Below are 23,631 nucleotides of genomic sequence, written 5' to 3'. Positions count from 1 at the left end.
CACTCGTGGTCGCGGGCGTACTGCTGCGCCAGGTGCTCGCAGCCGGCGAGGGCACCGACAGCATGAAGAAGATCGCGGCGGTGCCCGCCGCCCGCTGAAGCACCGGCGGCAGCGCCCCGGCAGGCGAAGGCGACGACGGCCAGGAGGGCGAGGAGGCGGCGGCATGGGGAGCGGCAGCGGGAGCGGGAGCGGCAGCCGTCTGGTTCGCGGGCCTGTCGTATCCGAAGCCCACGGCCGGAACGCCGGACACGCGGGGCGCCGGCGGAGTTCGCTGCCGGGGCGACGCCGGGTCTCCGGATACGCGCCGGGCCACCACGGGACGTGCGGTGTCGGCCAGTTCCTCCGGAGCAGGCCGCGCGGAGGCGGCGATACCGACGGCACGCTGCACCATCGGGGGCGAGGGCGGGGATGAGGGCGGGGGCACGGACGGAGGCGTCGACCAAGACGTTGAGGGAGGCGTTGAGGGGGACGAGGACGCAGGCGCGGGGGCCGCGGCACCGGTGTGCGGCGCCTCGATGGGCGCGCCGAGCCCCAGTCCCGTCCGGCCGCCGCGCCCCTGCGGCGTCGGCCGCGCCGTCGCGCCCGCGTCGGACCGGGCCGCGGGGGGCCACGCCTCCCCGTCGGCAAGCGGCGCACCCAGGCCGGACCTTCGCGCCGGGGCCGGCTGCACCAGGGGCGGGGCGGGCACCGGCGCCGAGCCGTCCGTCTCCTTGAGGGGCGAAGGGACGACCACGGGTGCCGCCGTCGTCGTGGCCTTCGCCGCCTCCGTCGCCGCGCGCTGGACCGGAGCCGGCGGGGCCGCGGTCACGGGCGGCGTCGCCTGCCGCGCAGCGGGCCGCTCCGCCGCCGACGAGGGCGCGGCAGCGGGAGCCCGCCCGGGAAGGCCGGGGGACGAAGGGGGAGCAGGCGGCTCGACCTCGACGGACGGCGCGTACCCCCGAGGCGTTCCTGGACGGCCGTGAGCGGCTTCCCGGGACTCTCGCCGCAGCGGACCCGGCTCGGTCACGTCGACCGCCTCGACCGCCCTGGCCACGCCGGGCGAGCCGGGCCGCGCGGCCGCGACGACGCCGGGCTTCTCCGCCCGCGAGACGCTTCGCTGGACCGGCTGGACCGGTTGGACCGGCTGAACGGGCCGGGTCGGGGTGACCGGCGAAACCGGTTGGACCGGCTTACGTCGTGCTGCCGACGGCGGTGCGGCGGCCTCCGGCAGCACTGCGGCAGCGGGCGGCGCGGAGTCCGGACGGGTGGTGCGCGCGGGCGTGTTCCCCTGCCGGGGCTCGGTCTCCGGGGCACGCTGCACCGCGGGCGGCGGCGCGAACGGCATTGCCGGCGCGATCGTTCCCGACCCGGAAGGCGTAGGGATGCTCTCCGTGACGTCCGGGCGCGCAGATCGAGGGGATCGAGGGGGTACGGCAGATGCGGTCGAGGCCGGCGCCGCCGCAGACGGCCGGTCGTGGGCCGACGGCGGAGCGGCCTCCGCCCGGCGCTGCACCGTCGGCAGGGGCGCCGGCGCCGGGTCCGGCACCGGGTGCGGTGCCGCCGGCACTGCGGGCGTCCCCGGGGCCGTCGGAACCGTCGGCACTGCTCGTGCGGCTCGGTCCGCTGGTCGTGGTGCGCCGCTCGTCGGGGCGACGGGTGGCACACGGTCGGGCGCCGAAGTGGCCGGGCTGTCTGCGGAGTCGGTCCGCCGGACCGCCGCCCGTGGCGGCGCACCGGACCCGGAGCGCGACGCGACCGCGCGCTGCACGGAAGGGGGCGTACGGGTCGCCGGGGGGTCCGACGGGGCGGAGCCCGACGCCGGACGGACCGCCGGAACACCGGAGTCGGCAGGTGTGACAGGAGCAGCGGTCGTCAAGGGAGCGGCAGGACCCGACTGCTGTCGCCGCTGGACGAGGTGTGCACCGGGGTCGGCAGACATGCCGGGGGCGGCCGGAGCCACCAGGACAGCAGGAGCCACGGGAGCAGCCGGAGCCACCGGGACAGCAGGAGCCACGGGAGTGGACGGGGAGTGTCGTCGGGCGACCGGGGCAGGCTGATTCGTCCGGGGTCCAGACGTGTCCTGCCGGGGAGGTTCGGCGCTGCGGTCCTCGGCCGCCGCCGTCCCGGGGTGCGTCGGCGCCGCCGCCGCGCGCGGTGCCCGTGAGACCCCTGCCCTTGACGCCCCTGCCCGTGAGGTCGTCGTCGTTCGGGCCCGTGCTGCGGTCGCCGGGGACGCGCGGCGCTGGACGGGCGGGGCCGCGGAGGCCGGAGTCCTCTGAGCCGGGGGCCCGGCGTCCCCGGACCCTCCTTCCGGCCGAACGCCGCCGCCGGACTCCCCGCCGGGTCCCGCACCGGGTCCGGCGTAGGGAAGGACGGAGTGGTCGCTTCGTTGAACCGCCGTTCCAGGGACCACGCCCACCACCCCGTGCGCCACCCCGCCGGGTGCGTCGACGCTGACCAGGCGGCCGCGCTCGCGGTACAGCGAGGGGTTCTGCCGGGTCCCGAGACCGCGTTCGAAGGCGGGCGGGTCGGTGAGCAGGATCGCGGGCGCGACCGTGAGCGGCATGGGCCCCACCGTGGGCCAGCCGCCGTCCGACGGCTCGGCCGGCCGCCCCGCGACGGCGGGCTCACCGGCGACGGCGGATGCGGCGGCCGGGTCCACGGGGGCGGTCGTCCGCCCGCCCCGTCGCCGGCCGATCCAGTCACGCATCGCCATGGCCCTTGCTCATCCTTCGTTGAGACGTGTGTTGATCCTGGCTATCTCGGACACCCAGCGGGCCCGCTCCGCGTGCGTCAGATCGAGGATCTGGTCGCGGGACCAGTGGAAGTGGTAGGCGACGTACGCGGTCTCCTCGTGGATGCGGTCGGCCCCGTACGTCACGATTCCCCCAGGCGGCTGCCCGCGAGGTCGACGTCGAAGGAGGACGCGCAGGACGGGCAGGTCACCTCGGCCCGGGTGTGGCCCTCCGCGTTGATCCGGCGGTAGAAGTCCTGAAGGAACGCCAGGTCCGCGGCGAACAGCCGCTCCACCACGCCCGCGTGGACGTCGGTGACCGTCCCGATGCGGGTGACGACCAGCCCGAGCAGGACCACGGTGAGATACGCCGGGTTCTCCTTCACCCTCAGGTCGATCAGCGGCACCAGCTCGTCGCGGGCGGTCGCCAGGCGCATCGCGCCCCGCCGGTGCACCGTCCCCGAGTCGTCCACGTAGCCGCGCGGAAGCTCGAAGTCGAACTCGGTCTTGAGCCGTTCCGGGGCGGCCGGGGCCGCCGTGCCGGGGTGACCCGGCGGTTCGGGGGCGGTGAGCAGGGAGCCTTCTCCGGCGGGATCCGCCCCGGGGGCCGCGCCGGAGACCGTGCGGCGCCTCATGCGAAGGTGATCGTCTCGAAGACGACGGTGACCTTCTCGGTGGCGGGCGAGGCGTCGCCCGCCTTCAGCCCGGGCCCCTCCCACTTGTTGACCCAGGCGTTCTCCAGGTTCATCCGCCGCACCGGGGTGTTCGCGGCGTCGGTGACGATGATGCTGATGTTCTTGCGCGCCTCGTCGACCGCCCCCTTCTCGAAGACGTACTCGATCCACTGGCTGAACGCGGAGCTCTTGTCCAGTCCGCGGGTGATGGTGACCTCGCCGCCCTTGCGCGCGCCCGGAAGCTTCTTGATCAGGTACTGGCCGCTCGGGGTGACCTGCGCGACCTCGATCGTGTCCACCTCGACCGACAGTCCGCTGACCTCCTGGACGGACTCGACCGCCACTCCGCCGAGTTCGACCTGGAAAATGTGTGTGGAGAGGGTGTCTCCCGTAGCCGTCATGAGTCCTACTGCCTTTCAGAGCCGTCTTCGGAGCCGTCGTTCAGAGCTGTCGTTCGGGGCGGGGGTTCAGAGCCGCTTGGAGCTGGCGTTCAGAGCCGCTTTCAGATCACTGCTGCCTGGTCACTCGTCGACGAGGCTGGTGCTGTCGGAGAACTGGGACAGTCGGAAGACCACGAACTCGGCGGGCTTGACGGGGCAGATCCCGATCTCGCAGATCACCTGGCCGGCGTCGATGGAGTCCGGCGTGTTGGTCTCGTCGTCGCACTTGACGTAGAACGCCTCGGCCGCGCTGGCCCCGAACAGCGCGCCGCGCCGCCACTCCTCCCGCAGGAAGGCCGAGATGTTGCGGCGGACGGTCCCCCACAGCCGGATGTCGTTGGGCTCGAAGACCACCCACTGGGTGCCGAGGAGAATCGACTCCTCCAGGTAGTTGAACAGCCGTCGGACGTTGATGTAGCGCCAGGCGGCGTCGGAGGACAGCGTGCGCGCGCCCCAGATCCTGATGCCGCGGCCGGGGAAGGCGCGGATGCAGTTCACCCCGATCGGGTTGAGCAGGTCCTGCTCCCCCTTGGTGACGTTGACCGCCAGGTCCAGCGCCCCGCGCACCACCTCGTTGGCCGGCGCCTTGTGCACCCCTCGCTCGCTGTCGTTGCGCGACCAGACGCCGACGACGTGACCGCTCGGAGGCATCAGACGGTTCTTGCCGCTCGCCGGGTCGAACGCCTTGATCCACGGGTAGTAGAGCGCGGCGTACTTCGAGTCGTAGCCCGCCTCCTCCTGCCGCCACCGGCTCACCTGCTGCGGCGTCAGCTCGGGCAGCGGGTCGAGGACGGCCATCCGGTCGCCCATCAGCTCGCAGTGCGTGATCATCGCGAGCTGTACGCCCTTGACGCCTTCCGCGTCGATCAGCCCCTGCTCGTAGGCGGCCATCAGGTCGGGCGCGGCGACCATGGTGACCTCGTCGACCGCCTCCAGGCCGCCGAACCCGGTCCGGGCGGCGGCGTCGCCGATGTACTCCTGGGGAGAGATCTCCGCGGGAAGCACCGCGGCCGACGCGGGCGCCGGTGCGGGCGCGGCCGGGAGCAGGGCGACCTTCTGGGCCGCGGGACGGGTCAACGCGCCCTGGGCGACGGCCTCTTCGACCGCGATGCGCGTGGAGCCGGTCTTCACCTGGGTGACGACGTAGTTCTTGGCGTTCTTCCGGGTCGAGACGTCATGAGTCTCCACGGCCTTGCCGTCCTGCGAGACGACCAGCTTGAACCGGTCCTCGGGGGCGTTGTCGCCCTCGGGGTGGCTGACCTCGACCGTGGTGCCCGAGGCGTCCACGCCGGGCAGCGCCGAGACCCGGAACGAGCCGAGGCCGACCGGCTCTCCGGCGGTCAGCTCCCTGGGCCCCTCGTCGCCGGCCCGCCCCGCTCCGGACGCCCCGCCGACGCGTACGACGTACGCGACGCTTCCGCCGTTGGCGAAGTAGCCGTAGACCGAGAGGCCCAGGTAGGAGCCGTCGACGAAGTCCCCGAAGGTCTGGACGTACTGACTCCACGTGGTCACGAGCGTCGGCTCGTGGAAGGGCCCCTTCTCGGCGAACCCGACGAAGGCCGCGACCGCCGTCCCCACCGCTTCGATGGGACGGGAGCCGCTCTGGGCCTCCTCCACATACACACCCGGGGACAGGTACGTCGGCATCTTCGCGCTCCTCTTCCGGCGACGGCGATCAGGCAAGCAGTCTCGACCGCCGCCGACGGCCGGGGTACGGCCACGCGTACCGCGAAGGGGGACGCCCGGGTTGCCCGATCGAGCAGTCCGGGGAGCACCGAGGGCCCCGGAAAACCGCCGCCCCGGCACACGAGGCCGAAGCGACTCAGTCCGCGCGACTCAGTCCGAGCCGGACTCGGATTCGGCTTCGGAGTCGGCTTCATCCCCCGAATCGGAGAGGGAACCGTACCCGGTGTCCACGTCCGCATCGTTGAGCTTGGGCTTGACGTCCACCCTGGTCGCCAGCGAGGACCTCGACGCACCCTTTTTGAGCTTGAGCGACTGGGCAAGCCGAAGATCTGCGGCGAGCCACCCGCGGAGCCACGTCATCACCTGGTCCTCGGTGTGCCCGAGAGCCTTTCCGAGCGCCACCAGACCCGGGATGGAAGGTTGAAAATATCCACCGGGCCGCCCCTGGAACGAGATGTCCATACCGCCCGCGTCCCGAGCATACGAAAGGGTCGCGAAGCAGGTCGCACAGGGCCGCTTCTTTCCTGCGATCCATGCTTTGCCCGCGCCGCGCGCGCCGTGCAGCGCCAGGACCAGTTTCTGCTCGGCGTGGTAGCTGCTCCCGCCCGTCAGGAAAATTATCTTGTCTTTCATCGCTGCCGGATCGCCGATCATGGCCCGGCTTTCTTCCATGGTCCTGGACAGCAGCGGGTTGAATGTCCCCTTCAGGATCAAGTGGAGCATCTGCTCAGCCCCGGCACGAGGGGGACGGGACTCTTCGTTCAGTTCTCGGAATTTCTGCGCGACACCCGAAGCTCGATAGTCGCCCTCATTCTGCTCAGCGCCGAGAACCGCCTGGAGAGGATTCTCGAGCTCCTCCTCCATCTCCTCCTCTCCGTCGGCCGCACCCCTCGCCGTCACATAATCTTCCATCTTTTTTCGCAGGTCGTCGAAGGCGGCTGCCAACGAGGCGTCAAGGTTGCTCGCGACCACAATCCCGCCATTGACGTACATGGCCTGGACTTCCTGTTCATCTTTCTGACCCAAGGCGTTCTTCATATACCAGAACAATTGCGTGGACAGATGTCGAAGGATCTGCTCGTCCGGGGAGGACTTGAACGACCGGGAACCGACCTGAGTGACCTTGGACGTCCACATGCCGCCGCCTGTATGACCCAGACCCTTGATGCCGGCAGTCTTGAACTCGCGCTTTATTCCGGCCACGCTCAGGTTCTGTTTCCTGATCTTCCTGAGCTTCGCCTTCCTGGTCTCGGTCCCCCTCAACTGGTGGGCGCTGGGCACAGTAGCCTTGGGCCCGACCCCGCCCGGCGCGACAGAGCGCTTCATCCTTTGCATGACGGTTCGTCGTGATGTCGACCGCGTCCGCTTGCGCCGGTCCGCGGACGGGCCCGGTCCCGTGTCCGCGGCAGGGACGCTGCGCGCCATCACGCGTGCCGCGTTCGCCTCCGCCTCGCGCTCGAAGCGGTCCGACGGGTCGCTCACCCGCAGGCCGGCGCCGTTGTCGGCGCCCGCGACCTCGCCCTCGCGCTGCTGCAGGACATGCGTGAGCTCGTGCGCCAGCGTGCGTTTGTCGATGCCGCCGCGTCCGACGACGATGTGGTTCCTGGAGGTGTAGTGCTCGGCGTCCACCTCGTCGGTGGAGCGGGCCGCCGCCGTGTCGTCGTGCATGACCACGTCGGAGAAGTCCGCGTCCATCCGTTCCTCCATCTCCGACCGCAGGGACTCGGCCAGCGGCTTTCCGGGAGAACGCAGCACGTCGTGCACGGTGGAGCGCTGCACCGGGGCGTCCTGCGAGGGGCGGTCCTCCGGTTCCCGACCGTCGCAGCAGCCGCCGTCCCCGTGCCGCTGCAGATTCAGGATCCGGCCGACGGCCGCGTTGCCGACGCTCCGCTGCAGTGCCAGCACCATCTGCGGGGTCAGCGCATCCCGCCCCCGCAAAGCCTGCGCGGCCTGCGCGGCCTGCGCGACCGTCTCCGGGCCGGCGCCGCGGGCTTCGCGCGCAAGCCGCCGCACGTCGGTCCCGCCCGTCGGCTCCTGCTCGTGCTCGTGCATGTACGCCTCTCTCCCGTGACGCGGCACACGCGCCCGTCCGTCACCTCGTGGTCGCCCGCCGCGGGGCGAACTCGTGGTCCAGCACCAGGCGGCCGAGCTTGCGGTACTCCTGGCGGATCGCCCCGACCAGGTCCGCCGTGGAGACCGGCTGTCCGCTCTCGGCCGCCCGGTACGCCGCGGTGATGACACAGGCCCGGATCGAACCGCCGGCCAGCTCGAAGCGGGCGCAGAAGTCCAGGTCGAGCCCGTCCGCCCGGGGTATCGAGGGGCCCAGGCACCGGTCCCACAGGTCCTGGCGCAGCGCGGGCTCGGGCATCGGGAAGTCGACGATGACGTCCAGCCGGCGGATGAACGCCTCGTCGAGGTTGGACCGCAGATTCGTCGTCAGGACGGCGATGCCGTCGAAGGACTCCATGCGCTGGAGCAGATAGGCGCTCTCCATGTTCGCGTTGCGGTCGTGGGAGTCCTTCACCTCGGAGCGCTTGCTGAAGACGGCGTCGGCCTCGTCGAAGAGCAGGATGCCGTTGACCCCGGCCGCCTCGGTGAAGATCCGCTCCAGGTTCTTCTCCGTCTCCCCGATGTACTTGTCGACGACCGAGGAGAGATCGACGACGTACAGGTCGAGACCGAGGTCCCCGGCGATCACCTCCGCCGACATCGTCTTGCCCGTGCCGGACTCCCCCGCGAGCAGTGCCAGCACGCCCCGGCCCCGGCCGCCGCCCGGCCGCATCCCCCACTGCCCGAGCACCCGGTCGCGGTGCCTGGCCCGGCGGGCGAGCTCGCCGAGCTGCTCGCTCACCGGCTCTGGCACGACGAGGTCCGCCCAGCCCACGGCCGGTTCGATACGGCGGGCGAGACGTTCGAGTCCGGTGGCGTTCTGGCCCCGGACCGCCGTGCTCAACTGGGCCCGGGTGACCGGTCGGCCGACGGAGGCCGCCAGAGCGCCGACCGTCTCCGCCGCACGCCGGATCTGCTCCGGAGTCAGTACGTAGGCGGACAGCAGGTCGACCAGTGCGTCGTCACCGCCCTCGACGCCCTCCAGACCTTCCAAGCCCTCCATGCCCCTGACGCCGATGCCCGCGCCGCACGCGCCGCTGCCGCCCGCACCGTCGATGCCCGAGCCGCCGTCGGCCGGGGCCAGCGCCTCGCGCCACAGGGCCGCGCGTTCGTCGGCGTCCAGTCCGGGAACGGCCAGGGTCAGCGGGCTCGTCACCGACCACTGCGGGTCCCAGGCACGGTGTCCGGTGAAGACGACCGGCACCGGCAGCGTTCCCAGGGTGCGCAGCAGCCGCCGGTGTTCGGGGTGGGCGGCGGGCTCCAGCGCCTCGAGCGGCCCGACGACGAGTCCGCCGCCGCGCAGCCGCGCCTCCCGGAGCACGACCGGCACCACATGCTCCGGGTGGGGCGTCGAGGCCAGGGCCGTGAGGTCGAGCGCCAGCGCCGCCAGGCCCGCGCGCCGCAGCCCCGTGGCCGCGACGTCGGTCGCCGAACCGCCCTGCGCCTGGTGCAGATGGACCAGGCGCACGCCGGCGCGGAGTGCCGCGGCCAGCGAGGCGACCGGCGTGCCGGCCGCCTCCGGAGCGGCCTGGGCCCTGGTCTGCGGCGTGCGCAGGACCCGCAGCACAGCGTCGGTCCGCGGATCGGGAGCGCCGTCGCCCAGCAGGTGGGCGGCCACCCGGTCCGGCACGCGCAGCTCCCGGCTCAGGAAGGGCCTCCCGGGATCCTCGACCTCCAGCAGACCGCCCGCCACCAGGGGGCCGCCGGCGAAGAAGCGGGCGCGGACGCCGGGCTGCCGGGCATCGGCGCCGAGCACGTCCAGGGCGAGCCCGATGCCGGCCCGCCGCCGTGTGACGTCGTCGTTGAGATAGCCGTAGAGCTGTTCGTAGCCGGCGTCGAGATCGGGCAGCAGGGCGACCAGCAGGACGTCGACGTCGAACGGGCTGAGCCCGAAACGCCGGGCGAGTGATTCGACCGGCGTGCCGGCGCCGATACCGGCCGGCGACGTGCCGGTACCGGCCACCGGCGCCCCCGCCCGTCCCGCCCCGGACTCCGGCTCCGCCCCGGGCTCCACGGCGGCGGAGGGCGCCTCCTCACGGGGTCCGGAGCTGATGCCGCCCGACCGCTCCAGCAGGCGGCCGACGTGTTCGTCCGACAGGTACAGGCCGCGCAGCGGGTCGTCCGGACGGACGTCGGCGGCACGCCGCCGCTCCACGGCCGCGCGCACCAGCCCCTCGACGACGGAGAGACGGGCGGGCGCGCGACCCGTCCCGAACATGACCGTCCCGGACATGACCGTCCCACCCGTAGCCGTCCCGCCCGGCGCCGTCCCGCCCCTGTCGGTGCCGCCCGTGCCGGGGCCGTGTCCCGCGGTGCGCGGCGAGGTCCCGTTCTTCAACGCCGCACCGCCCCCGGCGTCGAGCCGCCCGCCGCCGTGCCGCGGACCCTGCGGGAGCCCAGCGTGGGCGCCGCGTCAGGCGCGGGCGCGGTTCGGCCCTCCGGCGCGTCCTCGTAACGCGCTCGTCGTCTCTCGCTGCCCCGCGTGCCCTCCGTGCCGTCGGTCCGGTCCACCGTGCGCAGTTCCAGGCCGTCCGACACCAGGGGCCCGGCGGGCCGGCCGCGGAGGGCGAGCGGGGCCGTCACGACCACGTCGAGGGACGGCTTGAGCTCGCCGCCGAGCGCCGACCACACATCGGCCAGCGCCCTGTTCTCGGTGGGCGGGAGGGCCACGCTCACCGGGACGGCCAGGCCCAGTTCCGCCAGCGATCCGGTGAGCCGCGCGGGCGGCAGGCGGTCCTCGCCCACCAGTCCGGCCAGCAACAGCGACAGCAGCCGGTGCTCGTCCTGCGGCCGTGCCGTCCAGGCGGTGACCAGGTAGGAGAGGGTGTACCAGCGGGACGGTTCGCGCAGCTCCACCGGCCTGCCCCGGTCGTCGGTCTCGGTGCGTCGGCCCAGTTGGCGTCGTTTGAGGTCTTCGCGGACGTCGTAGAGGAAGACGTTGACCGCGGGGGCGCCGGAGCGTCTGGCCACCCATTCCCGGGTGGGCGCCTCGAAGGCCACCTCCGCTCCGGTCTCGCCGAGGACCTGCTCGCTCAGCAGGCTCCGCAGGGCCTCGTCCACCTCGTGGATCACGGCGTCCGCCCTTCGGACGACGGCCGGACCGGCCCCACGCTCGCCCCCGGCCCCGCGGGCACACCCGGCGCCGCCGGGCCGCCCGCCGCCGGAGCGCCCGCCGCCGGAGCGCCCGTCGCCGCCGGAGCGTCCGGGGCCACGGGGGTCTGCGTGTCGACGCCGCCGCCCGCGTCCGCGCCTGCGTCCAGGTACGGCAGCGCCAGCCGTGCCTCGGTGACCAGGAACGGGGCGGTGACGGGGCTGAACCCGGGGCCGACGGCGGTGACGGTCCGCAGGCCGGTGCGGTCGCCGTCCAGGATCAGCATCTGCGCCACGAACGACCCGTCGGGGCCGGGCACCGACGGGTCGGCCGCCGCCGTGATGCCGGGACTCCAGGTGAGCCGCACGGGGATCCCCGGCGGGAAGCCGGTCCCCCGGACGAGGGTGACCGTGCCGGGACTGCCGACCCTCGGCAGCGCGGTGATCGCCGGCTGAAGCACCGTCACCGTCGCGGCGGCCTGCACCGCGCCGTCGGCCGTCGGCGCCGAGGTCGCGCCCACCCTGGCGTCGAGCCGGTAGCGCCCGGCCGTCGTCGGGGTCAGCACGGCCTGGACGACCGCGGACCCGCCCGGCGGCAGGTCGCCGACCGCGCAGCCGACGGCGCTCCGGCAGGCGCTCGGCAGCCCGCTCACCGAGAACGCCTCGGGGATCGCGGTGACCAGCGACAGTCCCTCGACGGCCTGCCGCCCGGTGTTCCGCACCGTGTACGTCACCGTGACGGCGCCGCCGACGTGTCCGACGCCGGGCGACGCCGCGACGGTCAGCACGGGCGGGTCCGCCGGCGGGACGGGCGCGGGCACGCCCACCGTGATCTGCGCGCTCCCGTGGTCGTCGGCCGGATCGGGGTCGGCCATGGAGCCGGACACCGTCCACACGACGGGGAACGAGCCCTCGGCCGTGGCCGTCAGACGGAGGGTGACCGTGGCCGTCGCCCCCGTGGGCAGCGCGCCGAGATCGCAGGCGAACCCGGCGGCGTCGCAGCTGCCGGCGTCCGGCTCCAGGGCGTTCAGTCGCAGCCCCGCCGGTACGGAGACGGTGAGCCGTGCGGCGGGTTCCGGCCGCGGCCCCAGGTTGCGCACGGTCAGCGTGACGGTCGTCCGCTCGCCCGGGGTCAGCTCGCCCGGGGTCGGCTCCCCCGGGCCCGGCCGCACCGAGGTGCCGAGGTCGGCCGTCGGCTGCCAGGCGGGCGACTGCTGCTGACCGGCGCCGCCTCTCGCCCCGGCGAATCCCCGGCCCAGCAGCACCGTGCGGGCGCCCGTCCTGACGTCCACCAGCTCGATACGGGGCCGCTCCGTCCGTCGGCTGGTGACGGCGACCCGTGATCCGTCGGGCGACCAGACCGCGAAGCCCCCCACGGGGAGATCGCCCGGGAGCGGACGGCGGCCGGTGCCGTCCGCGTTCATCAGCCAGTAGCCCTGCTCGGTGCTGAAGACGATCGTGGAACCGTCCGGTGAGACCGCGGGACTGGCGTCGGTCCGGGCGTCCGTGTCCGGCACGGAGACGGCGGTCAGGTCGGTCTGCCCACCGCCGTCGGAGGCGCGGACCGACCAGATCTCCGCATGTTCGTCACGGGTGTCGACCCGCGAGAGCAGGAGAGTGCGGCCGTCCGGCGCGTACGCCGGCTCGGTGTCCCACTGGTTCTCCCCCTGGTCGACGTCGAAGAGGTCCCGCCCCGAGGCGACGTCGATCACGGAGATCCACGACCGGTGGCGATCCCCGGAGAAGCCGTCGCGGACGACCGCGATCCGCCGCCCGTCCGGCGACCACGTCGGGGAGATCTCCCCGCGCCCGTTCCCCCCGCCGCCGGGGGCGCCCTGCGTCTGCAGCGGGCGGGCGCCGGACCCGTCGGCGTTCGCGATCCAGATCCGGCTGAAGGTCTCGTCGCCCCTGCGTTCGGCCCGGGTGAAGGCGATCCGCCGCCCGTCCGGGGAGTACTCGGGTCCGTTCTGGGCCCACTGCGCGACGGGGGAGGCGGCCGTGGGCTGGCCCAGGTCGCGTGGGTCGGTTCCGTCGGGCAGCACGTCCGACAGGTCGAGAGCGCCCGCCCTCGCCGCCGAGTCGCGGGCGACGAGCAGCCGGGTGCTCCCGCCCGCGGGCGTGTACCAGCCGGGGCTGTCGACCCAACGGTCCTCCACCAGCCGCAGGACGGGGGTCGCGGCTCCCTCGACCGCCGCCGTGTAGATCCGGTTCAGCCCCTCCTCCGCGCCCGGTTCGCCATGGCTGACGAAGGCCAGGCTCATGCCGTCCGGGGACCAACTGCCCTGCCAGCCCGCCCAGCCGGCCGCAAGCGCGCCGGACTCCCTCCCGTCCGTGGACAGGAGCGTCAGGCGGGACTCGGTCACCTCCGGGACAGGCGCCGGCCACACCCCGCAGGTGTAGACGAGGGTGTCGGCGCGGACCGGATTCCACGCGGGTTGGATCGCGCCGACCCAGACGCCCGCGGCCGGATCGGCCGGAGGGATCCAGGCGTCCGTGCCGGGGCCGCCCGGATCGCAGTCGTTCTGCGCGGTGAGCGTCCTGACCGGCCCGCCCGCCGCGGCGACGGTGAAGAGCCGGTAGCGGGAGACGTCGCCGCGCAGGGCGCTGAAGGCCAGCCGGCTCCCGTCCGGCGACCAGGTGGGCCAGACGTTGTCGCCGGACCCGTCGGTGACCCGGCGCGGCCGGCCGCCGCCGACGTCCGCGATCCAGATGTCGTGCATCCCGTCCGCGCGGCCGGTCTCGGCGGCGAACGCCACCTTCTCGCCGTCCGGGGAGAGCTGAGGGTGCTGCACCCCGGTCGCCGCCGTGGTGACCCGGATGACGGGGCCGTTGCCGCGCTGCGTGTGGACCTGCGCCTCGGCGGAGTCCCGCAGACTCGTCCAGACGACGGCGTCGCCCCGGGCCGAGGCGTCGACGTCGTAGTGCTGCGGGCCGGGGAAGAGCGGAGCGCTGAAGCCGGCGCCCTCGTCGCCCTCGGCGCCGAGGGCGACCGTGCCGAGGCTGCGGTGCGACGTCCCGTAGAACGCGATGCGTCCGGGGGCCGCGGCGCCGTCGGCCGGGGCCGCGGCGCTCCGCCCCTCGGGCGGGACGACGCCGAGCAGCGTCCCCAGCGACAGCAGCGCGACCGCACGGGCGGCGAAGCGCCGGCCGAGCCCGTGGCCACGCGGCAAACGAACGCTACGACGCACCGGTTCGTACCCTCCCCGTCTCGGCGCCGGGGCGCGCGCCCGCGCTCGCCCCGGGATGGTCAGACCGTCCATCCTGGACGTTCGGACGGCGGTCCACCCCGTGCGGCGGGGCAGTGAACGACGCAGGACCCGTTGCGCGTTCGGGCAGCGCGCAGCACCGGAAGGGGCCTCAGATCAGGCCCTGCCGCAACGCGTACGCGACCGCGTGCGTGCGGTTGCGCAACTGCAGCCGGCTGGTCACGTCGTGCAGGATGTTCTTCACGGTGCGCTCCGAATAGGACAGACTCGCGGCGATCTCGCGGGTGTCCATCCCGTCGGCGACGAGCTTGAGGACACCGATCTCACGGGTGCTCATGCCCGTGTACGAGAGCCCGCGCGGGTCGAGCAGCTGCTGCTGCATCTTGCCGACCTGGGCCAGCAGACGGGCCAGCAGGTCGGACGGCATGCTGCTCTCGCCGCGGGCCGCCAGCAGGGCCACCTGCACGATCCGCTCCGGGGTCGCCTCCGAGCGGCGCACCACGCCCAGGACCCCGCACTCCGCCGCGGTGACCAGGCCCGCGTCGTCGACCCGCGCCGCGATCAGGACGACGCGCGCCGCGGCCGTACGGCTGAGCCGGCGCAGCACCACCGCGGTGTGCTCGTCGACCCCGTCGGCGACGACGAACACGACTGCGGCGCGCTCCTGTTCGGATTCCGGGAGGACCCACAGCTCCGGGCACCGCCTGAGCTGGGTGACGACGCCCGACCGGGAGATGGGGTCTTCGGCGTGGACGACGACGGCGACACGTTCCACTTCGCTCTCCTGTGTTCCCGGCCCGGACCGGGTGAGCGCCGGCCGGCCGGGGGTCGATATCGAACCAAGGAGAACGAGCATGCACCTGAGGACTTTGCGTGCACTTAATGTGAAGCTAATGGGAAGACATGGTGCCTCCGGTCCTTCCCCATCGGCCCCTGGCAGCGCGCGGTGATCTTCCTACAGTCAGGGGCCATGACAGCAACTGCGCGGCTGGACCCCCCGTCCCTCCCGGTCGAACCCGGAGCGACCCGACAGGTCACCCTGCATGTCCGCAACGGCGGCGACATCGTCGAGGCGTACCGGTTCGAGGTGGTCGGCGTGCCGTCGGCCTGGGCCTCGGTGGAGCCGGCCGAGCTGTCGCTCTACCCGGGGACCGCGGACACGGTCACCGTGACCCTCCGGCCGCCCCGGACGCCCGACACGGCTGTCGGGCCGACGCCGTTCGCGGTCCGCGTCCTGCCCGTCGAACGGCCCCAGGACGTGACGGTCCCGGAGGGCACGGTCGAGGTCCTGCCGTTCCACGAGATCGCCGCGGAGCTGCTGCCGCGCTCGAACCGCGGACGGCTGCGCGCGCGCTTCCAGGTGGCGGTGCACAACCACGGCAACACACCGGCCGACGTCACGCTCGGGGCCTGGGACACCGACGAGAAGCTGCGGTACCGCGTCCACCCCGCCGAGGCCGAACTCGCCCCCGGGGAGCAGGGCCATCTCCGGCTGACGGTACGGCCGCGCCATCGCATCCTGCGAGGCGCGGAGAAGCGCCACGCCTTCCAGGTCCGCGTGGCCCTCGCCGGCCTGCCCGGCGACCCCCTCGACGGCGCGTACGAGCAGCGCCCGCTGGTCCCGGCGATGCTCCCCAAGGCGCTCGCGCTGGCCGCCGCCTCCGGCGTCGCCCTGACGGCCGCGTGGTTCGGCGTGTTCAAGCCGGCGATCACGTCGACCGCGGGCGCCGCCGTCAGCTCCCAGGCGAGCCAGGCCGTGCAGTCCGCGGTCAAGGAGCAGCAGAAGAAGGTCGACGCGGTGGCGTCGGCCGCCGCGAGCCAGAGCGCGGCGGCGCAGGCGGCGGGAGGCGGCGCGGGAGCGGGCGCGGGCGGGGGTGGGGGTGGGGGTGGGAAACCGTCCGCACAGCCCTCGGGCGGTGCCTCCGGGGCCGCGGCCGCCGCCGGGTCGGGGGCGGCGGGCGCCAACTTCTACACGCCGTTGTCCGTGCGGGCCGGGAACGGCGACAGCGCCGACGCCACGTTCACCGTGCCGAAGGGCAAGACCTTCCTGATCTCGGACATCGTCCTGCAGAACCCGCAGGGCGACTACGGCACCCTGACGCTGGACATCGACGGCTCCCAGGTGTCGCTGCTCGCGCTGGAGGACTTCCGCGACACGGACAGCCCCTGGGTCACGCCGCTGCGGGTCCCCGCCGGCGGCAAGGTCACCATGACCGTCGCGTGCCGCACCCCCGGCTCGCCGCCGTCCGCCCCCAAGCCCACGACCTGCGCCGAATCGGCGCTGCTGAACGGCAAGATGGTCGCGTCCTGACCGCCGGCGCCGCGCCCGGCGCCGGTCAGCCGGCGACCTGCGTGCTCTGCTGACCGGGCGAGCCGATCTGGACGGTCCCTCCCCACTGGCACGCGCACTTCGACGACTGGGTCAGCGCCGGCTGACCCGCCACCAGCACCGTCGACGAGCCCGGCTGCCAGGGAGCCGGGGTGACCGGCATGCACGGCATGGGGGTCAGCACGCCGTTCGCGGCGGCGGTCGCCTGCGCCACCACGGGATTGCCGGGGTTGTTGCACATGCCGAACGACGGGATGTTCAGCTGCGGCACGACCGCCTGGACGGTGGCGACCGGCTTGCCGTGGCACAGCACCGGCCCGGGAGGCACGGACAGCGTCGCGGGCGCGCTGCCCGACGAACAGCTCACCAGTGCCGTCGCCGTCACGAGCAGCCCCATGATCCACCTCCGCGCCCGGGTGCCACACCCTCGTCGTACAGCGACGCTAGGGCAGGCACGGCACAGCGGTCAGAGGTCGCAGGCCAGCCGATCGGGCAGGGAACGCTGCCCTGCCGCACCCGTCATCGCCGACGCCGAACGCGCCGGCGCCCGAGGCGCGAACCGCCCGCCCCCCTCGCGGGGCACGGGCGGGCGCCTGTCGCCGTCGCCTGCCGTTACGGCGTGACGGCCAGCCTCGTCAGACCCGCGGGCCGGGTCCCGTCGCCGTACTCCACGACGCCGACGTACCGCTCGCCGCGCACCGCGTCCGGCCACGACACCGTCAGCGCGCGCGGCGCTCCCGGAGCGACCGGCTGGACGGCGGGGGCGACGACGGGGCGGACCGCCGGGGTCGTCTGCCCGACCCTCCACAGGCGCAGCGTGTACTGCTGGCTGTCGGTGTCCTTCGGCATGTCGTACTGCACCACGTAGACCTCGTAGTCGCCGGGCGGCAGGTCGACGTAGTCGCCCGAGCCGATCTGCGGCTCGGAGGGAATCAGGACTCCGTTCTCGTCGAAGGCGTAGAGGAACACGCTGGTTCCGGGCACATGGTCCGCCGGGTCGGCCGCGACCCTGGTGAAGGGCGCGCCCTGCGGTACGTGGACCGGGATCATCGCGGCGGCGTCACCGGGGCGCGGGTCGGACGGGAAGTCCTGGTCCTCGCCGGTGAGCGTGCCGGTGATCTTCTCGGACGCGTACAGCTCCGCCCGCGCGGTCAGTTCTCCCGTCCAGTCCGCCCGTACGGTGAGCGGCGTGGACCGCTCCCCCGTGAGGGCGATGCCGACGGGTGCGGCCACCCGGGCGGCGCGCAACGCGATCGGACTGGCGACCCGGTGGTGGCTGTGCGCGTCGCTCCAGGTGAGGGAGCCGTAGGAGAAGACGCCGTAGGCGGCGTCGGTGCGGGTGAAGGTGATCCGGTACGTCGCCGAGCCGCCGGGGAGCAGCGTCAGACGCTTCGGAGCGACCTCGGCCCGGTAGCCGGGCGGCGTCTGCAGCGTCGCCCGGTAGGTGGCGGTGTCCACGCCGACGTTGGTGACCGTGCGGGTCACCGTCTGCCGCCCGGCGAGGTCGCCGACCGCGATCGCCGGCTGGTTCAGGTCGCCGGCGTCGACCGGACGCGTGGTCGCGCAGACGTCGCCGCCGTCCCCCGTGGCAGGCCGCAGCCGCAGCCCGCAGAGGTACGACGTCCAGTCGGCGGACGTCGAGTCGTAGACCAGGCCGGGGTCGGCGGCGAGGCCGGCACGGGGAGAGCCGGCGCCGAGGTCGAGCGGGGTCGCCTTCCCGCCGTCCTGCCGGGCGACGGGTCCGCCCTCGTTGTCCGTGGTCGTCGCCGTGGTCATCAGCGCCGACTTGATCTCCATGGGCGACCAGTCGGGGTGCAGCTGCTTCAGGAGGGCGGCGAGACCCGCTATGTGCGGCGTCGCCATCGACGTCCCGTCGAAGAAGCCGAACCGGGCAGCGGATCCCGAATCTCCGTCGGGGACGACGCCCGCCAGGACGAGCTGACCCGGGGCGGCGATGTCGGGTTTGAGCAGGTCGCCGCCGCTGTACAGGTCCGGGCCGCCGGAGGAGAACGAGGTGACCTGGGGAGCGCGGACGCGGATGACGCCGGGGACGAACCCGGCCGTGGCGCCGGCCTGCGCCGCGTACTGCCTGACGGCCTTCCCGTCGTCCTGGGACAGGTGGACGGTGGGCACGACGTAGTCGTTCGGGAAGAACTCCTGCGCGCTGCTCGGCGTGTTCGCCAAGGCCATGCCCACGCCGCCGGCGTCCGCGATCTCCCGGCCCTTGTCCCAGATGGCCACTCCGCCACGGTCGCAGATCACGATCCGCCCCCTGACGGCGGCCGGGTCGAGCGTGCCCGGCGCGCACAGCGTGGCCTGCGCGACGTCCGCGTCCGGCCTGCGCGCGTCAGCGCCGTCGACCAGCGGGGCCGGGGAGAGCGAGGCCTGCATCCGGACGTTGGTGAACCGGCGGCCGTCGCCCAAAACCAGCGTCGAGGTGTAGCCGGTGTCGTGCGTCTCGGCGGCGACGGTGGTGATCCACGGCGCGGTGTTCGCCACCGTCCCGGGTCCGTCGTTGCCGGCCGCCGCGGAGACGAACACCCCCGCCTTCGCGGCGTTGAACATCGCCTCCATGGAGGTGGAGGTGGTGAGCGTCCCGCCGATCGAGAAGCTGATCACGTCCACGCCGTCCGCCACGGCCTGGTCGATCGCCGCGGTGAGGTCCGAGTCCCAGCAGCCGTCGTGCCAGCAGGCCTTGTACGCGGCCACCCGGGCGGCCGGGGCGATGCCGCTGATGTCGCCGCGGATGCCGGCGGAGGGCAGTTCCACCGGCGTGCCGTGGTCGCCCGCGGCGGTGGTGGCGGTGTGGGTGCCGTGGCTGTCCAGGTCCCAGGGAGACGGGATGTCCTCGGGCGTCGGGTCCGGGACGCCCTTGCGGAACCACTGCGCGCCGACGAGTTTGTTGTTGCAGACGACCTCGTGGGCGGGATCGTCGCCTCCGTCGCAGACGCCGTGCCACTTCCGGGCGATGACGTCGGCGTCGGGGCGGGGTTCGGGGAGCGGGGCGAGCATCGGGTTCGTCGGGTCGACTCCGCTGTCCACCACACCGACGACGGTGCCCTCGCCGGCGTGCTCGGGGCCGCCGAGCCGGGACCACAGGCCTTTCTCGCCCTCCAGCCCCAGAAAGCGCGGGATGTCGGGAGGCGGGGCCGCCGCCCCGGCCGTGCCCACCGCCGCCCCGGCCGTGCCCACCGCGGCCCCGGCCGTGCCCACCGCCGCGCGACGTTCGCCCTCGGGCGCGGGCGCCCCCCGCCGGAACGCGTCCCCCGCCGGCGCCGCCGAGGCGGGCGGGACGGGCGTCGACGGCAGGTGCTCGACCTGGTCACGGGTCAGCGAGACCACGCCGGGAGCGGCGGCCAGTTCCGCCGCCTGGCGGGCGGTGAGCTTCGCGGCGAAGCCGTTGAAGGCGTAGCCGTACGCGTAGACCTCGGTGACGCCGGGGATGCGGTCGAGCACCTCGTCGCGACGGACGTCCAGGTGCCTCAGGTAGGCCCGGACGTCGTTCGTCCTCGTCCTGAGCCGGTCCCCGGGGGAGGGAGCGGTGCGCTTCAGACCCTTCAGGCCGCCCTGATAGGCGGCGACCGGCGGGTCGGCGAGCTTCACCAGGTACATACGGGCGCCGGCGGGGCCGGACCGGTCGGCGGGTCCGGCATGAGCGGGCGCCGTCGTGCCGGCGAGCGCCAGAGCCCCGGCGAGCACGGCGGCCACCCGCCGGACGGCGGCACGGCCATGTCTTCTGTTGTGCTTCAACTCAAGTCCATTGCAGTCGACTTGGTGACTCGTACCTACCCCATGGCCCCAATGTCACCAGAACTCAAAGGAGTTGAGAATCCTCCACAGCCACCCCACCCACATCTTCACAGAGACCACACAGTCCCCCACAGCACCGCCCCGCGGCAGGCAACCGGAAACCCACACGCACTCCGCCCGCGCCCGCCCCTGCCGAAGGACGCCACATGCCGCACGGCAGACACCCTCACACCGCACCGAGCGCCGCCGAACGCCTCCCCTGAACGAAAAAGCCCAGGTCAGACAATGTCTGACCTGGGCCTAAAAAGAGCCGCCTTCGGGATTCGAACCCGAGACCTACGCATTACGAGTGCGTTGCTCTGGCCATCTGAGCTAAGGCGGCGCGCTGTCCACACCATGGTGCGATCAGCAACGTCGGTAAGTCTACACAGTTTCCCGGGGTGCTCTGCACCAGCTCCCGGGGTGCGACGTGCGGGGCCGGTCGAGGGGCTATGAGCAGCGCTTTCCCCTGGCCGGAGGCGTCCCGTCGAGCAGGTAGGCGTTGATCGCGGAGTCGACGCAGGCGCTGCCGCGGCCGTAGGCGGTGTGTCCGTCGCCCTGGTAGGTGAGGAGGCGGGCGGAGGCGAGCTGGCGGGAGAGGGACACCGCCCAGGGGTACGGGGTCGCCGGGTCGCGGGTGGTGCCGACGACGACGATCGGCGCGGCGCCCCTCGCCTCGATGCGCTGCGGCTCACCGGTGGGCGCCACCGGCCAGTACGTGCAGTTCAGGGAGGCCCAGGCGAGGCCCTCGCCGAAGACCGGCGATGCCTTCTCGAAGGCCGGCAGCGCCTTCTCCACCTGCTCCGGCGTGGAGAACGCGGCGGGAAGGTCCAGGCAGTTCACCGCCGCGTTGGCGGCCATCAGATTGGCGTACCGGCCCTCGGCGTCGCGCTCGTAGTAGGCGTCGGAGAGGATGAGCAGCCCCGCGCCGTCGCCCTCCTTCATGGCCGAGGCCAGCGCCTCCCGCAACTGCTCCCACGTGCTCTCGTCGTACATCGCGGCGATCACGCCGGTGGTGGCGAGGGCCTCGCCGAGCCTGCGGCCGTCCGGGTCGCCGGCGGGGAGCGGGTGTGCGTCGAGCTTGCGGAAGAAGGCCTTCAGGTTCGCGCCGACCTGGGCGGGAGGGGCGCCCTTCGCGGCGAGCGGGCAGTCGGGCCGTCGCACGCAGTCCTTCGCGAACGACCGGAACGCCGTCTCGAACCCCGCCGTCTGGTCCAGGTTCAGCCTGCGGGCGGGCAGCGCCGGATCCATCGCGCCGTCGAGGACGAGCCTGCCCACCCGGTTCGGGAACAGGCCCGCGTACGTCGCTCCGAGGAACGTCCCGTAGGACGCCCCCACGTAAGTCAGCCTCCCGTCGCCGAGGATCGCGCGCAGGATGTCCATGTCCCGGGCCGCCCCGACGGTGGAGACATGACGCAGCAGCCGTGCCGAGCGCGCCCCGCAGGCCTCCGCGAACTTCTTGTACGCGCCGATGAGCGCGTCCGTCTCGCGCTGGTCGTCGGGGGTGGTGTCCGTCTGCGTGTACGCGTCCATCTCGGGTCCGTCAAGGCACTCCACGGGCTCGCTGCGGGCCACGCCTCTGGGGTCGACGGCGACCATGTCGTAGCGGGCGCGGACGGCGGCGGGGTAGCCGATGCCGGCGTACTGCTGGAGGTAGCCGACGGCCGAGCCGCCCGGTCCGCCCGGGTTCACCAGCAGCGAGCCGAGGCGCTTGCCCGGGCCCGTCGCCTTCTTGCGGGCGATCGCGAGCCGCACATCGCCGGCGCTCGGCTCGGCGTAGTCGAGCGGCGCCTTCATGGTGGCGCACTGGAAGCCGGGGACACCGCAGTCGCGCCAGCTCGGCTTCTGCGCGTAGTACGGCGCGAGTGCCGACGGCGTGGCCCTCGGGAGGGCGGCGAGCGCCGCCCTCGCCGTCGAACCGGCGGTGCCCGTCGGCTTCCCGGCGGAGCAGCCGGGGACGAGCAGCGCGGCGAGCGTCACAAGGGTGACGCCGGTACGGGACCTGCGGAGAGAGCGCCTGATGTCCATCCGACGAGCGTAACTGTGAGCGACGAGCTGCACGCTCTGCGTACTTCAAGTGCTCACGGACGAGTGACGCCGTCAACGCGCGTCCGACGGCTCCCGCGGTTCTGCGCTCTCGTCAGCCGGCTCTCAGGGCGAGGGTCATCGCCTCCACGGCCAGCAGCGGAGCGACGTTGCGGTCGAGGGCGTCTCTGCAGGCCGCGATGGCGTCGATGCGGCGGAGCGTCGACTCGGGTCTGCTGCCCCGGGCGAGCCTCTCCAACGCGTCTTCGGCGTCCGCGTTGGCGATCGCGATGCGCGAGCCGAGCTGCAGCGCCAGCACATCGCGGTAGAAGGCGGTCAGGTCGGTGAGCGCGAGGTCGAGACTGTCGCGCTGGGTGCGCGTCCTGCGCCGCTTCTGCTTGTCCTCCAGGTCCTTCATGACGCCCGCCGTGCCGCGCGGCATCCGGCCGCCCTGGGCCGCGCCCAGCGCCGCCTTCAGTTCCTCGGTCTCCTTGCCGTCCCGCTCCTCCGCGAGCTGTTTGGCGTCCTCGGCGGCCGTGTCGACCAGTTCCTGGGCCGCTCTGAGACAGCCGCCGACGTCGTCGACGCGCAGGGGCACCTTCAGCACGGTCGCCCGGCGCTCGCGCGCGGCGGGGTCGGTGGCGAGCCGCCGCGCCCGGTCGACGTGTCCCTGGGTGGCCCGGGCGGCGGCCGCGGCGACGGCCGGCTCGATGCCCTCGCGCCGTACGAGCATGTCGGCGACGGCGTCGACGGAGGGCGTGCGCAGGTTCAGGTGCCGGCAGCGGGAGCGGATGGTGGGCAGCACGTCCTCCAGCGAAGGCGCGCAGAGCATCCAGACCGTGCGGGGGGCGGGCTCCTCGACCGCCTTCAGCACGGCGTTGGCCGACTTCTCGTTCAGCCGCTCGGCGTCCTCCACGAGGATGACCTGCCAACGGCCCGTGGCGGGTGACGTGTAGGACTTGCGGACCGTGTCGCGCATGTCCTCGGCAAGGATCTGCGAGCCGACCGCGGCGACGGTCGTGATGTCCGCGTGCGTGCCGACGAGCGCCGTATGACAGCCGTCGCAGAACCCGCAGCCCGGGACGCCGCCCAGCGCCCGGTCCGGGCTCACGCACTGCAGGGCGGCGGCGAAGGCCCGTGCCGTCTGGCTGCGGCCGGCGCCCGGCGGGCCGGTGAACAGCCAGGCGTGCGTCATCTTCGACGCCTCCGGCGGGGCGGCGCCGGAGGCCGCCGCGGTGACGAACGCGTCGGCGTCCCGAGCGGCGGCGATCAGCTGCTCGCTCACCTTCTCCTGGCCGACGAGGTCGTCCCACACGGTCATGCGTCACGCCGCCCTTCCGTCACGTTTCGCTGCGGGTTCCATTGTGCGGGCCGCCACTGACAACCGGCCCCGGCACGGCGACACGGCCGGCCCACAGGCGGGCCCCACCACGCCACGAAAAGCCCGTCGGACGTCCAACGCCCCACCGCCCGACGCCGCACCGCTTACCGCCCGAGACGGGAGCGGGTTGCGGGAGCAGGAGGCGGCGGGAGCGGGGGCCAGGCCCTTCGCTCCCCGGCGCCCGCCTCC

At 73.7% G+C, this 23,631-nt stretch carries 14 protein-coding genes and 1 tRNA gene; 1 reads left to right on the top strand and 14 read right to left on the bottom strand.

What is annotated here, in order from left to right:
• Window positions 1-2,704: 2,704 nt before the first annotated feature.
• The 9 genes from ABT300_RS16125 to ABT300_RS16085 all read right to left on the bottom strand — a co-directional run bounded on the left by ABT300_RS16125 (window position 2,705) and on the right by ABT300_RS16085 (window position 14,693).
• Entirely contained in the window at window positions 2,705-2,860 is a 156-nt protein-coding gene (locus ABT300_RS16125) for a DUF6760 family protein (RefSeq protein WP_351675651.1), read from the bottom strand.
• Complete coding sequence (locus ABT300_RS16120) at window positions 2,857-3,348, bottom strand: hypothetical protein (protein ID WP_351675649.1); 492 nt, start codon at window positions 3,346-3,348, stop codon at window positions 2,857-2,859. The genes ABT300_RS16125 and ABT300_RS16120 overlap by 4 nt, the downstream gene beginning before the upstream one ends.
• Complete coding sequence (locus tag ABT300_RS16115) at window positions 3,345-3,788, bottom strand: phage tail protein (protein ID WP_351675646.1); 444 nt, start codon at window positions 3,786-3,788, stop codon at window positions 3,345-3,347. Before ABT300_RS16115 ends, ABT300_RS16120 begins: the two co-directional genes overlap by 4 nt.
• Window positions 3,789-3,908: 120 nt before the next feature.
• Window positions 3,909-5,474, bottom strand: a complete 1,566-nt coding sequence (locus ABT300_RS16110; RefSeq protein ID WP_351675644.1) for a phage tail sheath family protein — start codon at window positions 5,472-5,474, stop codon at window positions 3,909-3,911.
• 189 nt (window positions 5,475-5,663) lie between these two features.
• Window positions 5,664-7,565: an eCIS core domain-containing protein gene (locus tag ABT300_RS16105; protein WP_351675641.1), complete on the bottom strand. Its 1,902-nt coding sequence runs from the start codon at window positions 7,563-7,565 to the stop codon at window positions 5,664-5,666.
• 40 nt (window positions 7,566-7,605) lie between these two features.
• The gene (locus ABT300_RS16100; RefSeq protein WP_351675639.1) at window positions 7,606-9,855 is read right to left on the bottom strand and encodes an ATP-binding protein; all 2,250 of its coding nucleotides are present in this window, start codon (window positions 9,853-9,855) and stop codon (window positions 7,606-7,608) included.
• 101 nt (window positions 9,856-9,956) lie between these two features.
• Entirely contained in the window at window positions 9,957-10,694 is a 738-nt protein-coding gene (locus ABT300_RS16095) for a Pvc16 family protein (RefSeq protein ID WP_351675636.1), read from the bottom strand.
• Window positions 10,691-13,900 carry a hypothetical protein gene (locus ABT300_RS16090; protein ID WP_351675633.1) on the bottom strand — a complete coding sequence of 1,070 codons (3,210 nt, stop codon included), beginning with the start codon at window positions 13,898-13,900 and terminating at the stop codon, window positions 10,691-10,693. Before ABT300_RS16090 ends, ABT300_RS16095 begins: the two co-directional genes overlap by 4 nt.
• Before the next feature lie 169 nt (window positions 13,901-14,069).
• Window positions 14,070-14,693, bottom strand: a complete 624-nt coding sequence (locus tag ABT300_RS16085) for a helix-turn-helix transcriptional regulator (protein ID WP_351675630.1) — start codon at window positions 14,691-14,693, stop codon at window positions 14,070-14,072.
• Between the two features lie 195 nt (window positions 14,694-14,888).
• On the opposite strand from ABT300_RS16085, the gene ABT300_RS16080 reads away from it, so the two are divergent.
• Window positions 14,889-16,229 carry a COG1470 family protein gene (locus ABT300_RS16080; protein ID WP_351675627.1) on the top strand — a complete coding sequence of 447 codons (1,341 nt, stop codon included), beginning with the start codon at window positions 14,889-14,891 and terminating at the stop codon, window positions 16,227-16,229.
• 25 nt (window positions 16,230-16,254) lie between these two features.
• On the opposite strand, the gene ABT300_RS16075 is transcribed toward ABT300_RS16080, so the two are convergent.
• The 5 genes from ABT300_RS16075 to ABT300_RS16055 all read right to left on the bottom strand — a co-directional run bounded on the left by ABT300_RS16075 (window position 16,255) and on the right by ABT300_RS16055 (window position 23,382).
• Window positions 16,255-16,644: a DUF4280 domain-containing protein gene (locus tag ABT300_RS16075; RefSeq protein WP_351675624.1), complete on the bottom strand. Its 390-nt coding sequence runs from the start codon at window positions 16,642-16,644 to the stop codon at window positions 16,255-16,257.
• 215 nt (window positions 16,645-16,859) lie between these two features.
• Window positions 16,860-19,997, bottom strand: coding sequence for a S8 family serine peptidase (locus ABT300_RS16070; protein ID WP_351675621.1), 3,138 nt, complete (start codon window positions 19,995-19,997; stop codon window positions 16,860-16,862).
• 308 nt (window positions 19,998-20,305) lie between these two features.
• Window positions 20,306-20,379, bottom strand: a tRNA-Thr gene (locus tag ABT300_RS16065).
• Window positions 20,380-20,486: 107 nt separating this feature from the next.
• Window positions 20,487-22,064, bottom strand: a complete 1,578-nt coding sequence (locus ABT300_RS16060) for an alpha/beta hydrolase (RefSeq protein ID WP_351675619.1) — start codon at window positions 22,062-22,064, stop codon at window positions 20,487-20,489.
• Window positions 22,065-22,176: 112 nt separating this feature from the next.
• A complete protein-coding gene (locus tag ABT300_RS16055) occupies window positions 22,177-23,382 on the bottom strand; it encodes a DNA polymerase III subunit delta' (protein WP_351675616.1) in 1,206 nt (401 codons plus the stop codon).
• Window positions 23,383-23,631 lie beyond the last annotated feature (249 nt).

The sequence above is a fragment of the Streptomyces sp. NPDC001027 genome (assembly GCF_040299045.1).
Taxonomy (GTDB): domain Bacteria; phylum Actinomycetota; class Actinomycetes; order Streptomycetales; family Streptomycetaceae; genus Streptomyces.
Note: the sequence above shows the minus strand (reverse complement) of the source record. Positions and strands in the feature narration are given on the sequence as shown.